The 12791-nt window shown below is 62.3% G+C and carries 16 protein-coding genes; 12 read left to right on the top strand and 4 right to left on the bottom strand.

Going from position 1 to position 12791, the window contains the following annotated elements; translation table 11 throughout:
• The first annotated feature begins 324 nt into the window (after window positions 1-324).
• Entirely contained in the window at window positions 325-543 is a 219-nt protein-coding gene (gene infA / locus V4558_13885; GenBank protein MES2306595.1) for a translation initiation factor IF-1, read from the top strand.
• A 199-nt stretch (window positions 544-742) separates the two neighbouring features.
• Here infA and V4558_13880 read toward each other — a convergent pair whose 3' ends face one another.
• From V4558_13880 to queC, 4 genes are read right to left on the bottom strand one after another with little or no spacing between them, the layout of a single operon-like run.
• Complete coding sequence (locus V4558_13880; GenBank protein MES2306594.1) at window positions 743-2488, bottom strand: serine/threonine-protein kinase; 1746 nt, start codon at window positions 2486-2488, stop codon at window positions 743-745.
• A gap of 25 nt (window positions 2489-2513) precedes the next feature.
• Window positions 2514-3122 (bottom strand): HD domain-containing protein, encoded by a 609-nt coding sequence (locus V4558_13875; GenBank protein MES2306593.1) that lies wholly within the window; start codon window positions 3120-3122, stop codon window positions 2514-2516.
• Between the two features lie 8 nt (window positions 3123-3130).
• A complete protein-coding gene (gene queE, locus V4558_13870) occupies window positions 3131-3772 on the bottom strand; it encodes a 7-carboxy-7-deazaguanine synthase (protein MES2306592.1) in 642 nt (213 codons plus the stop codon).
• Window positions 3769-4461, bottom strand: a complete 693-nt coding sequence (gene queC / locus V4558_13865) for a 7-cyano-7-deazaguanine synthase QueC (protein MES2306591.1) — start codon at window positions 4459-4461, stop codon at window positions 3769-3771. The genes queE and queC overlap by 4 nt, the downstream gene beginning before the upstream one ends.
• A 271-nt stretch (window positions 4462-4732) precedes the next feature.
• Here queC and V4558_13860 point away from each other — a divergent pair, with 271 nt between their 5' ends.
• From V4558_13860 to arr, 11 genes are all read left to right on the top strand, one after another.
• Window positions 4733-5260, top strand: coding sequence for a hypothetical protein (locus V4558_13860; protein ID MES2306590.1), 528 nt, complete (start codon window positions 4733-4735; stop codon window positions 5258-5260).
• Window positions 5261-6010 (top strand): hypothetical protein, encoded by a 750-nt coding sequence (locus V4558_13855; protein MES2306589.1) that lies wholly within the window; start codon window positions 5261-5263, stop codon window positions 6008-6010.
• Window positions 6011-6626: 616 nt separating this feature from the next.
• Window positions 6627-7391 carry a DUF2971 domain-containing protein gene (locus V4558_13850; protein MES2306588.1) on the top strand — a complete coding sequence of 255 codons (765 nt, stop codon included), beginning with the start codon at window positions 6627-6629 and terminating at the stop codon, window positions 7389-7391.
• 1 nt (window position 7392) lies between these two features.
• Complete coding sequence (locus tag V4558_13845) at window positions 7393-7527, top strand: hypothetical protein (protein MES2306587.1); 135 nt, start codon at window positions 7393-7395, stop codon at window positions 7525-7527.
• Window positions 7524-7844 (top strand): hypothetical protein, encoded by a 321-nt coding sequence (locus V4558_13840; GenBank protein ID MES2306586.1) that lies wholly within the window; start codon window positions 7524-7526, stop codon window positions 7842-7844. Before V4558_13845 ends, V4558_13840 begins: the two co-directional genes overlap by 4 nt.
• A 114-nt stretch (window positions 7845-7958) precedes the next feature.
• Window positions 7959-8330: a hypothetical protein gene (locus tag V4558_13835; GenBank protein ID MES2306585.1), complete on the top strand. Its 372-nt coding sequence runs from the start codon at window positions 7959-7961 to the stop codon at window positions 8328-8330.
• A gap of 71 nt (window positions 8331-8401) precedes the next feature.
• Window positions 8402-9643 carry an amidohydrolase family protein gene (locus V4558_13830; GenBank protein ID MES2306584.1) on the top strand — a complete coding sequence of 414 codons (1242 nt, stop codon included), beginning with the start codon at window positions 8402-8404 and terminating at the stop codon, window positions 9641-9643.
• A 710-nt stretch (window positions 9644-10353) separates the two neighbouring features.
• Window positions 10354-10863, top strand: coding sequence for a hypothetical protein (locus tag V4558_13825; protein ID MES2306583.1), 510 nt, complete (start codon window positions 10354-10356; stop codon window positions 10861-10863).
• A gap of 138 nt (window positions 10864-11001) precedes the next feature.
• Complete coding sequence (locus V4558_13820; protein MES2306582.1) at window positions 11002-11439, top strand: hypothetical protein; 438 nt, start codon at window positions 11002-11004, stop codon at window positions 11437-11439.
• Window positions 11440-11468: 29 nt separating this feature from the next.
• A complete protein-coding gene (locus tag V4558_13815; protein MES2306581.1) occupies window positions 11469-11930 on the top strand; it encodes a DinB family protein in 462 nt (153 codons plus the stop codon).
• 432 nt (window positions 11931-12362) lie between these two features.
• On the top strand, window positions 12363-12776 hold the full coding sequence (arr, locus tag V4558_13810) for an NAD(+)--rifampin ADP-ribosyltransferase (GenBank protein MES2306580.1): 414 nt from the start codon (window positions 12363-12365) through the stop codon (window positions 12774-12776).
• Window positions 12777-12791 lie beyond the last annotated feature (15 nt).

The following is a 12791-nucleotide window of genomic DNA, read 5'->3' as shown; positions in this document are numbered from 1 at the left end:
AGGGAGAAGGGAGAAGGGGGAAGGGGGAAGGGAGAAGGGTAGGCTCTTGCTCCTATGTGGGTGCCGCGCGAGCGCGGCACCATTGCTGGGTAGAGCGATGATGGCTCAGCGCTGAGATGTCCCCTATGCCACCCAATGACATCAGAAACCCTCGAGAATGGTGCCGCGCGAGCGCGGCACCCACATAAGGGCAAAAGCCTACTTGGAGGGTCCCCTCCCTCCTCTTTGGGCCCTCCTCCTGTTGTCTTAGCCCCCCTCCCCCCTCAGATTTAACACTTGGCCGATACTTGGGCCCTGCAGGACCCACCAAAGCGCGGAGTCTGGATGGCGAAGGAAGAAGGGATCGAAATGGAGGGAATGGTCCAGGAAGTCCTCCCGGACCGCAACTATCGCGTCCTCCTGGAGAACGGACATACCATCCTTGCTTACGCGGCCGGGAAGATGTCCAAGTTCAAGATCCGCGTGCTCGAGGGAGACAGGGTCTCCGTCGTGCTGTCGCCGTACGATCTGACCCGTGGAAGAGTTGTGTACCGTCACAAGTAGTGCGGGATGATGGATGACAGATGACCGATGACAGATAACTGACGAAGGCCGGCCTCCGAATTGGGAAGCCGGCCTTTCGACTTGTCGCCCTGAGCGCAGCGAGGGGGCGAAGCGCCGTCTCGTGACGATGCTCCGCCCCCTCACTTCGTTCAGGGTGACAGCGCCATCGACCGACGATCATCGACCATCGATCGACGATCTAGTTCCCCAGTATCCTCGCCGCCAGCCGCGCCAACTCGCTCCCCTTCCGCCGCACTCCCTTCTGCACCGCCTCCTCGATCGCGCTGCGGAACTCACCGGCGCTCGCATACCGCGCCTCCACGTCGTTGCGCAGGGCGCGGCCGAGCACAGCACTGAGCGCATCACTCACATCGGGGCGCGCGGTGGTGAGGTCGGGCACCGCATCGATGGTCTGCTTCGCGAGCACCTGCTCGACCGAGCCGCCAGGGAAGGGCGCGCGGCCCATCAGGGCGTAGATCGCGACCGCGGCCAATGAGTACAAGTCGGTGCGCTGATCGACTCGCTCACCGAGCAGCTGCTCGGGAGAGGCGAACTGCGGTGTGCCGCTCTGCGAGGTAGCACCGCCGAAGCGCCCCTGGCCGCGGAGCGCGAGCGCGAGGCCGAAGTCGGTGATGCGAATACTCCCGCGCTGCTCGATGAGAATGTTCTCGGGCTTGATGTCCCGGTGCACCAGGCCGAGCGCGTGCGCGTGGCCCAGCGCGCTGAGAGCCTCGCGCAGCAGGCGGAGCACCTGCTCCAGCGACATTGGTCCATCGGCGTGGACGAGCTGCGCGAGGTTCGGCCCCTCGACCATCTCCATCGTGTACCAGAGCAGGCCACTGCGGCCGGCGATGTCGTAGATGTTGACGATGTTGGTGTGGTTGAGTCGCGCGGCCAGCTGCGCCTCGCGACGGAAGCGCTCCACGGTCGCGGCATCCTGCGTGAGATGCGGATGGAGGATCTTGAGCGCGACTTCGCGTTCGAGGTGCAGGTCGCGCACGCGATAGACTCGTCCGAAACCACCCTGACCCAGCGGCGCGAGCAGTTCGTAGTCGTCACCCAGCGCCCGGCGCAGGCGCGCCTCCCAGTGCGGCCCGTCCTGCAGGTCCGTCGGAATCGTCGGCAGAGACACCGTGCTCTCGCCATACGCGCCCGCGTCGCTCGCGAAGTCTTCCAGCATCTCGGCCGCGGTGAGATAACGCTCATCGGGGTCGGGGTCGAGCGCGCGCAAGATCACCCGTTCGAGGGCGCCCGGGATCACCGCGCGAATGTCGCGCGGCGGCGTGAGCTGCGTCGGGTCGAGCGGCGGCGTCGTCGCGGTGATGGCGTAGTAGAGAATGGCACCCGCCGTGTACACATCGCTTGTCGGGTCGCCCACGCGGCCATCGCGCACTTCAGGCGCCAGGAACGGCATCCCCGTCGGCTGCTCCGCCGCCGGAATTTCTGGCAGCGTGAGCGAGCAGTAGCGCAGGTCGGTGACCGTGCCGCGCTGGGTGTTGGTGAGCAGCAGTGACGGCGGCACGATGCGCCGAACAATGATGCCGTACGCGTGCGCGTGTTCGAGCGCACCGAGCAGGTCGCGCGCGAGGCCGTGCACCGTGGGCACCGGCCGCGGCCCTCGTTGAATAGCGTCGGCGAGCGATTCGCCTTCGATCCAGTTGCCGACCCGATACGCGATCTCGCCCGACACTCCCGCCTCATACACGTGCCTGATCGCCGGGTGATCGAGCCGTCCCAGCGCCTCGGCCTCTTTCAGGAACCACCGCCGCAGTGCATCGGAGGTGTCGACATTCACACGGAGCGATACCGCGCGCTTGAGCAGCTTGTCCCAGGCACGAAAGAGCAGGCGTTCGGGGCTCACCGCCACCGGCTGGTCGAGCCGATAGCGAGCGCCGAGTGCCTGATCAATGCGTTCGAGTACCCGTTCGGGGACGATGGCGCTCATACGTAAAGATACTTGGGTGTGGGGGTCAGGAATCTTCTCGCAGCGATGCCATCAATCGTGCCCGCAACGTCGCGAGTTCGTGACGCATCGCGCGTGCGGGCCAGTCGGTGCGGCGGTCGAGTGCGTCGAGCAGGTCGCCATACCAGCCGAGGGCTTGCGGGGCGGGTGGCAGGCCGTGAGTGGCGAGGTATTCGCCGCCGAGTCGTTCGACGAGGGCGATGGCGGTGCCGCAATCGTGGATCTCGTCGGCGCAGCAGATATCGAGCGCGCGCGGCTCCATGATCAGTAGATGATTCAGCAGCACCCGCTTGCGGTGGACCCACGGAATCGGGTCGCCCTTGTCGTCGATGTGATGGTCTGCCGCGTCGGTCGCGATGGCGAGTGCCACGGAGCCGAAGTTCTCCTGGATCTTGGCGCCCATCGCCGCGAGGTCGGGGCCGGGCGTGGCCTCGATCACGTGATGGAGAATGCCGGCCACGATGGTCAGTTCATCAGCGCCGTGCCGCGCGAGCACCACGGCCACGTTGGCGGGGTGCGCCAGGAACGACATCGCTCCCTCGAGCGGCGCGCGCGGGGCGTAGTATTTCGCGGTGAAGGCGAAGGCGTGATTGATCCGGTCGGAATAGCCGTGCATAGCGCCGCTCACCGCAGTCCGAGGAACTTGTGGGTCTGGAGCGAGAGGCCCCAGCGCGGATGCTCCAGGCAGTACGCCACGGCGGCGGCGGTATTGGCGGCCTGGTCAGGGCCATCCATCGGCTGCAGGAGCTTGTATTCGAAGTCGAGATCTGCGAAGCGTTCGGGCATCGCGGTCGCCTGCGGGTAGACGAGCTTGAGTTCGTCGCCGGAGAGCTGCACCAGCGGGGCGTTGGCTTTCGGGCTCACGCAAATCCAGTCAATACCATCTGGCACGGGTCGGGTACCGTTGGTCTCGATGGCGATCTCGAAGCCGCGCTCGTGCAGCGCGTCGATGAGTTCTTCATCCATCTGCAAGGTCGGTTCGCCGCCGGTGCACACTACGTAATAGTGGCCGTCGGATTCGTGGTCGTCGGGCCACGCCTCGAAGATCTTGTCGGCGAGTTCTTCGGCCGTGGCGAACTTGCCGCCATCGGGGCCGTCGGTGCCGACAAAATCCGTATCGCAGAAGGTGCAGACTGCCGTCGCGCGGTCTTCTTCTCGGCCGGTCCAGAGGTTACAGCCGGCGAAGCGGCAGAAGACTGCTGGTCGGCCGGCCTGGCGCCCTTCGCCCTGGAGGGTGAAGAAGATCTCCTTGACGGCGTAGCTCACTGGACGCCTGCGACGTATGGGGCCGGGTCGGCGAGGCCGAGCTGGGCGAAGCCGCGGAGGCGGAGGAGGCAGGCGTCGCAGTGGCCGCAGGAGGTGCCATCGGCGAGCGGGTCGTAGCAGGTCCGGGTGATCGAGTAATCCACGCCGAGCGTGTTGCCCTTGGCGATGATCTCACTCTTGGAGTAGCGGACCAGCGGGGCGCGTACTGTCAGGTCGGTCAGCCGGGTGCCCAGTCGGGCGGTGGCCTGGTAGGCGGCGATGAACTCGGGTCGGCAGTCGGGGTAGCCAGAGTAGTCGAGGGCATTGACGCCGATGAAGATGTCGTGGGCGTCGAGGACTTCGGCCCAGGCGAGCGCATACGAGAGGAAGATGGTATTCCGGGCCGGGACGTAGGTCACCGGGATATCGTCGCCCATGGTCTGCTCGGGGCGGTCCTTCGGGACGGAGATGTCGGCGGTGAGGGCCGAGCCGCCGAAGGCGCGGAGGTCGATATCGACAATCTTGTGCTCGGTGACGCCCTGGGCCTGGGCCACGCGGGTTGCCGCTTCGAGCTCGATGGCGTGCCGCTGGCCATAGCGGAAGGAGAGGGCATAGCAGGCGAAGCCCTGCGCCCGGGCGATGGCGAGGCAGGTGGCGGAGTCCATTCCCCCGGAGAGGAGGACGACGGCCTTGGGGGATCCGGAGTGCATCCCGGAAAAAGTACTAGGGAAGGGGGGAATTGGCGTTCGTGGGGGTGTTTTTTAAGGGTTTACCCTTGGAAAAGGACTATTGCATTGACAAGACGGCAGCGGGCTGAGCAGCCTTGCAGAAGGTTGGCCCTGCCGTGTCAGAATTCGACTCGTGGTGATTCTCGGGGGCGTTTCCTCAATCCACGGCTCGGCGAGGCTAATGCGAATTGTCGGACCGGGAACAATTCTGCGAAGTCCATGGGCGCCACACCACACACCAGTTGGAGAGGTAATGAGCGACAGACTTGCAAAGATCCGGATATCGCTAAGCGAGGGGGTTCTTGAGGTCGAAGGCGGCGAAGACTTTGTTGCCTCGCAAGTCGCGTCGCTTCAGTCCGTCATCCGAGATGCCTTCGTGGCCCCACGCGCTAAGCCTCGTACGAAAGAGGACAGTGTTGGCGAAGCGTCCCCAAGTGGCGGAAGTGATTTAAGTGCCTTCTCGGCAGTCTTCGCCGAGGCGGACAACAAGGTCCAGATTCTCAAGGATCTCCCTGGAGGGAATAAGGCCGGAAAGACGGTGAGTGCGGCTCTGCTACTCTGCTTCGCCAACAACTTGTCTGGACGCCCCACGACCCAGTGGGGTGAGATTAGGGAAGTCTGCAGTGCGCATGCGTGCCTGGACTCTAGCAACTTTTCAAGCGCCTTGAAGGGAGCGAAGGAACATCTATTAATAAGCGGTTCAGGTGCAAACAAGAGTGTGAAGCTTACGGTTCCGGGAGAGAAGCGGGCCCGCGAAATAGCCCAGCAACTGAACGTCTAGATGGACATCAAGTCGGAACTCGAGCGGATGTTTCCCGCCGAACTAGTGGATGCCTTGCTGGCGGCATTCAAGGAAATAGAGGGAAATTTTGCGTTACGGAAATGGAAGGCTAGCGAGCTCGACGCTGGTCACTTCGTCGAAGCTGCACGGCGAATGATCGATCATTCGCTCGCCGGTGTGTACATTCCGATTGGGCGACCACTTGCTAATTTCACCGATGTGGATCTAAAGCGGCTCGAACAGTTGCCCGGGGACGAATCGTTGCGTCTGTTAGTCCCAAGGGCACTCAAGTCGATATATAACATTCGGAACAAGCGCGGGGTCGGCCACTTGGGTCTCGTCTCACCAAATGAAATGGATGCCACATACATCCTCTACTCAGCAAAGTGGGTCATAGCTGAGTTCCTCCGCCTCTCATCTTCGGCTTCGCCAGAAGTTGTCCAGGCGGAGATCGCGCGAATCGTTGAGCGACGGATCGGAGTGCTTTGGAAGTCAGGCGATGTCGTGCGCGTTTTGAGCGCAACGCTCCCTGCCCGCGAGCAAATTTTGGTCCACTTGCTTGATGACAGTCCGCAGCATCGGGACGCACTGCAGGGAAAGATCGAATACCGGAACCAAACAAATTTTCGCAAAATCCTCGGCAGACTTCATGCCTCGCGCCTGGTTGAGTGTTCCAATGATGGCTTGTGTCAGATAACTCCGAGGGGCCAATCGGAGGCGGAAGCTCTGGTGGCAAGTCTTCAGAGCTAGGTTGACGAACCACCACAAGGCAGCGAGGTAGATCTGCGGTACCCTTTCCTAACGGCGTTGCACACGGCCATTTGACGGCCAGCCTGAACTGCCTTCCTCTCGACGTACTATTGAACCCTCCATTCGACACACTCCCCCCAGTTGTGCCCTCCGTCTCGCGTTGGGGAATTCAGTGGACCAAGAGCCCGATGAAGGGCTCGTGACATTCACGTTGATGCCGTTGACGAACGGCTGCTTCAGGGCAGCTTTCGGGGTCGACCCGTGGGTCGACGCGGGGCCGGTCCTCAAGGCGGCGACGACCGCCCACGCCGCTTTATGGGGCTCATCGACCAAGCTGGAAATGTGGGGATGGCCGACTACCTAATCGGAAAATCGGCAAATCCGCCCCACGACGTCAAGGCGCCGAAGGCAGGGTCATTCGGAATTGAAGAATGGAATGATGGTTCGGAACGTTACTGGGCGGTGGAAGCGGTAGGAACAGAACAGGATGGCCTAGGGTTGGCTGAATTGGCGGTCGGGCCCCGCCACGAGTCTGAGTTACGTTGCGCGCCGAGGAGGTCCAACGCACGTCGGGCGGCCTCCAAACTTTCTCCCCGGGCAAGCGATGAGTCCACAAATGCCAGCCATCCTTTACAAGTATCGGAGCGTGGCGCCTGCGAGTTGGTTGTACACCGAAGCTGCACTAGAAAAGCAGGAGCTGTTCATGGCGACCAGGGCAATGTTCAACGACCCGTTCGAGTGCCGGCCAGTCTTCTCGCACGAATGTACCAAAGAGGAGCTCAGAGCCGCCGCAGATCGCATTTTGAAAAAAACTCCGCTAAACGGACAACAACGACGCGCCCGCGTTCGCGAGATCGCGCGGGGACACAAAGACCAGTGGCCCCAGGACTTTGCGCGCGCCGTTAAGCAACTGAATGAGGCGATGGATCGGCAAGTTGGGCTTTTTTGCCTCACCGCCAAGGGCGACGATATTCTGATGTGGTCGCACTATGCCGACGCGCATGCCGGCATTTGCATGGGCTTCAGCACCGAGGAATGCGATTCCCCATTCCGGAACGCCAGGCCTGTGAGATACAGCCGAGACTTGCCAGTCTGTCGAGTCTTTGCTGAGGATCGCAACGTGGTCGAAGAGAAGGCAATGTTTACGAAGGCCGACGCATGGGCGTACGAAGAAGAATGGCGCTTGATCAATTTTCGAGATGGCGCTTGCACCAAGAGATTCGAACCCCGCTTTCTTCGTCAGGTCATCCTGGGTGCGAGGATAGCTCCTGAGGTGGCTACGAAGGTCATTCGCCTGACGGAGAAGCACTACCCGCATGTACAAATTCTCAATGCCTGCATCCGCGAGAATTCTTATGGTCTGAACTTGACCGCGGTCTAACATGCGCCGGCTGTTGACTACGGCGCACTACGTGATCGCCTGGGACACGGTGAGCTGGGAGTGCCAGCGACTTGAGCGGACGGCGCCGCCCGCTGCTCCTATCTGGCGCATTGGCGGCCAAAGGATGTACCTGTGACCGACTCGCTCGAACTCTTGGCATTTCTCGGACTGGTCGTCGGCCTCCCTCTCGCCATCGGCTGGCTCTCCGGCAAGCGAGTCGGCGGACGGCGCGGGAAGCTCGTTGGCGCACTCATTCCCGTTGCCGGCTGGACCATCCGATTCGTCTACAACATGTCCCTCCCGCGGAGCTACGACTACGGCCCCGAGCCAAAGGCTGAAATCATGGGGTGGATCGGGGGCTCGGTCGTTGCGGGTGTCATTGGCGTACTTGCTGCGGGCGCCTTCGATTGTGAACGCGTGAAGAGACCCCGTGAATCTGGGACGGAGAACTGATTGTTGCAGGGCGCTAAGTTGACCGAGCGGAGTGCGTTGTGGCTAGCCGTCGCAGTGGCGGGCGCGTTCACAGGCTGCACGCCCGCGCCGCGACTTGGTCCATCCTACCGGCTGGTGAGCGTCGACGGCGTCGCCGTGCCCGCCATGATGTTGGGGACCGATAGCACCTCGGGCAGCCAGATCATCTGGGGGACTCTCGATTTCCGAGATTCGACGCGAGCGATCTTCCGCTGGCAATACCGAATGGTCCGACCAGGGCAGAGGCCGGACACCCTCGGCGTTGGCGTGGACACCCTCAACGTCCGGCGCGTCGGCAATCAAGTGGTCCTCTCCTACTATTCCTGGACCACGATGGATTCCCCCGATTCTTCGCTCGTGGCAGACACGGCGGTACTCCGGGGGGCAGACCTCGTCCTCGTGCAGAGGTTCCTGGGGGATACGGTGCGCGTGACCAAGGTCCTGCGCTTCACCCCAGGCCTCCAGTAGTCGCCAGAAATCGCAGTACGTACATTTGGATTCAAAACCCGCCATCCCACCGCAACGAGTGGAATCTGCCGATGCGCCTGCTCCTCACGGTCATCTTCGCCGCGTTCGTGCCTGCCCTCGCTAGCGCACAAATCACCGCCATCCGCGCCGGCGCCATCGTCGATCCCGATGCCGGCAGCACTGCCCGTAACCAGGTGATCCTGGTCGACCGGGGCCGCATCACGGCGATCGGCAGCAACGTCACCATCCCGGCGGGCGCCAAGGTCATCGACCTCTCGACCTCGACGATCTCTCCCGGGCTGGTCGATGCCCACGCCCACCTCTGTATGGAGGTGCAGCCGCGGCGCGATGCCGACAACTACTACCTCACCACCCTGCAGGACCCGGAGGCCTTCCGCGCCATTGAAGGGGTCGTTAACGCCCGCACGATGCTCGAGGCCGGCTTCACCTCGGTGCGTGACATCGGCAACGAGGGGAACTTCGATTGCGTGCAGGTGCGCCGCGCGATCCTGCAGGGGATGATCCCCGGCCCCACGCTGCTCACCGCCGGGCGGATCATCGCGCCGTATGGCGGGCAATTCCATCTGCAGCCTGACAAGCAGGGCCTTGCAGAACCGGAATACTTCTTCGCCGACACCCGCGACGAGATGGTCAAGGCCGTCCGTCAGAACATCCACTTCGGCGCCACCGTGATCAAGATCGTCGTCGACGACCAGCGCTACATCTATAGCGCCGACGATATCCGCTTCATCAAGGACGAGGCGGCGCGCGCGGGGCTCAAGCTCGCGGCCCACGCCTGGACCGGCCCCGGGGCGCATAACGCGGCCGAGGCGGGGGTGAACTCGATCGAACACGGCTACGCCATCAGCGATGCCGACCTCGAGCTCGCCAAGAAGAACAATGTCGTTCTCGTTGGCACCGAGTATCTCGCGATCGGCACCTCCGACGCCGAGCACAAGCAGTGGGTCGACAAGCTCGCACGCGCCTACAAGATCGGCGTGACCCTGGTCTACGGCACCGATGCCACGACCCGCAAGCAGGGCGTCACCCGCGGCCAGGACGCGATCTCGGGGGTCGATATGTGGGTCGAGGCTGGGCTCCCTGCGAAGGCGATCCTCAAGGCGATTACCACCGAGGCCCACCGTCTCCTCGGCCTCGACGGCCAACGCGGCTTCCTCAAAGTCGGAATGGCCGCCGACCTGATCGCGACGCCGGCCAATCCGCTCGAGGATATCAAGACGCTGAAGGCGGTGTCGTTCGTGATGAAGAATGGGGTGGTGGTGCGGAATGATGCGGGGCAGGGGAAGCCGTAGGGGCGTGGCTGGATCGTGCAGGATTGGCAGATCGGACGGCGAGGCGGTACCCTGAGTGTGATTTGGGCTGTGGAGGGAGGCGGCCCAATACGGCTTAGGTAGCGCCATGTACCCCATCAATGGAGCGCTGATGTGTTTTCCGGTGCGAGCACTATTCGCGTGCTGCTTCCTCGTCAGTTGCCAGCAGGCTCCGAAATACGCTGAGCTTGACGTGGGAGCTACTGACTACGCCTTTGCAGCCCCTGACACCGTGCCTTTCGGTGAGACCGCGGTTTCCTTCCAGAATAGTGGTACCGTCCTGCACGAAGTGAAGGTTATCGAGCTGCGAGCCGGAGTCGACTTATCTCGCGTACTGCCTTTGGCAATGGCGGACTCGGCATGGGACGAGTATCGCGAACCAACGAGTGGCATTCTCACCGCCCGACCGGGAATGCAGACACCGGGACGCCTCTTGGTCGACTTTCATAAGGGTCGTACCTACCTCCTGGTGTGTGGGTTCGCACAGTCAGACACTTCGCGGTTACATAGTGAACTTGGCATGATCCGAGTCATCACAGTGCGATAGATGACTGCGCTACCTGACCCGCGCTTGCTGCGGGCGAGGCCAGAAGCCCCGAGGCCGCCGCGTTAGATAGGTTTGGGGAGGGCGGCGGCCTCGGCTGGCCTCGCCGCAGAAGCGCAGAGTCGTTAGGCCGACCCCGGAGGAGTAGATGTTCGTTCCGCTTTGGCTCGGTGTTCCCGCACTTGTCCTTGTGCTCCTCCTGGTCGCGTGGTGCGCGCTGATCCTGGCGGGCCGCAATCCACTACCGTTTCCGGACGTCGGTTCTCGCATTTTCTCCGCGGCGTCTCCGGCGGCCAAGGCCACAATCATCGAACTGCTCGCACAGCATGGCGTGCGTGAGCGGTTCCAGGCCGATTCGGGCGGTGTACTGCGCTCCATCATGTGGGACGGGACAATTATCAATTACCCGGACCCCGCTGTCGTACAGCGACTCGGCTCGGCCTCCGCGAGCATCGGGCTGGTCGCGGACGACCCCGCCGCGGCGGCGCACGCCGCTGCCGCCTTCCTCACGGCCCGCGGATTCAGCGCTGAAGTCGTGCTCGACGTGGAGCCGGGACTGCCCATTGCGTTCGTCGTGTCGAACGTGTTCGCGGGAACGGTCCTCAATTTCCGAAAGCATTTGATACACATGCCGCGTCCGTCGAAAGCGGCAGCCTAGCAAGGGTTTGCTGTCATGACACGAGCGACGGCCGTTGGTCTAGTCATTCTCGGGGCTTTGGGGTTCGGGGGCTGTAGCTCACCGGGGCAAAGCCCGAAGGAAAGCGAAAGCTCCGCCCAACGCCCTGTGGCGCCTGCGATGTTCGGCCAGAACGCCTCCTTTACCATCAACGGGGCGTTGATCACCCTCGTCAACGGCGTTTCGAGCGCGCCAATAGAGAACTCCTCCGCCAGGACCACGACCCGCTACCTGGGTCGGGAGGCAGTGGGAGATCTGAATGGCGACGGACTGGAGGACATCGCATTTTGGGTTACGCAGGATGCCGGCGGAAGCGGCACGTTCTACTACGTGGTGGTCGCGTTGCAGAAGCCCTCGGAATACACTACGACCAATGCGTTCCTTGTTGGCGACCGAATCGCCCCGGAGTCCATGCAGATCCGCGCTGACGCTCGGGAGCTCCACGTTAATTTCATTGGGCGAAAGCCCGGTGAGCCCATGAGCGCTCCGCCGTCGGAGCCCAAGGTGCTGCTTCTCAAGGTCACGCCGAACGGGATACTGGAAGGATTAATGAGCTGAGGCTCGGCAGGGCACTCACAGGAGATAGTATGAACGAGAAAGCGCTCTTCACGACATTCTGGATGAACGAATCAACGACAACCCGCAAGGTGCTCGCGAAAATCCCGGAGGGATCTGACTACCGCCCGGATCCGAAGTCGCGTACCGCGCACGAGATCGCTTGGCAGATCGTATGCGAGGAGAAGATGATCATCGAAGCGCTCGAGACGGGCAAGGCAGAATGGGCGCCGCCGCCGCTGCCGGAAACAATGCAGGAAGTGCTCAAGGCGTACGAGGAGCAGAGTGAGGGAATGGCCGGCCGGTGGGAGAAGTTGGCGGACGCGCGGTGGGACGGAACGCTTGAGTTTTTTGGCACGCAGCGGCCCGCATCGACGATGGCCTGGAGCTTCCTCTTCGACATTGTGCATCATCGCGGACAGATCACCACGTACCTGCGACCGATGGGGTCCACGGTGCCGCAGATTTACGGGCCGAGCGCGGACGAACCATAGCGGATCTGAAGAGTCCAACATCGTCCATCGCCGCGCACCACGATCAATCCTCGGAGCTGACACCATGACAGACCGCGAACCAACGTGCGCCAAGTGTGGCAAAGCAATGGAGGCCGGCTTTGTGCTGGATTATCAAGCCCACGCTACCGGGACGCGGAGTAGTTGGATCGATGGCGCGCCCGAACCAAGCTTTTGGACAGGCGTCAAGCTCAAGGGACATCAGCGCGTGCCTGTCACGACCTATCGCTGCCCCGGGTGCGGCTTCCTCGAGTCCTACGCGACGCCGGCCTGATTCAGGTCAGGCCGACGGAGGTAGACCCGTGAAGGTGCTGATTCGGCGTGGATGGCCGTCTTGGTCGCCCCATGCTGACCCGATGGGCAGGCCTATGATATGGCGGTCACACCGACTCACCTTGTGCCTGTGGTGAAGAGATGACAGACCAACACCCCAATTTCATTCAAAGCTATTTCCACGGCACCAAATCCCATCTGAGCATCGGAGATCTGATCGTCCCCGGAAATCGTGCCAATTACGGGGAGCGGCGGGCGAAATTCGTCTACGCGTCGTCAAATTTGAATGTGGCGATCTGGGGAGCGGAGCTGGCGGTTGGCGACGGTCCCGGCAGGATCTATGTCGTTGAGCCGGTGGGTGACATTGAGAACGATCCAAATCTCACCGACAAGAAGTTTCCCGGAAATCCCACGAACTCATTTCGGGCACAGAATGGCTTCAAGGTGGTGGCTGAAGTCACGCATTGGCAGGGACATTCTCCCGATGAGATCAAAGTGGCTCGAGAAAAAGTCGACTTGGCCTTGAGGAACGGCGCTCCAATAATTGAAGACTAGGAGCCGGCGACACAA

Source organism: Gemmatimonadota bacterium, assembly GCA_040388535.1.
Classification (GTDB): Bacteria; Gemmatimonadota; Gemmatimonadetes; order Gemmatimonadales; family GWC2-71-9; genus Palsa-1233.
This window is presented reverse-complemented; position numbering and strand designations above follow the sequence as displayed.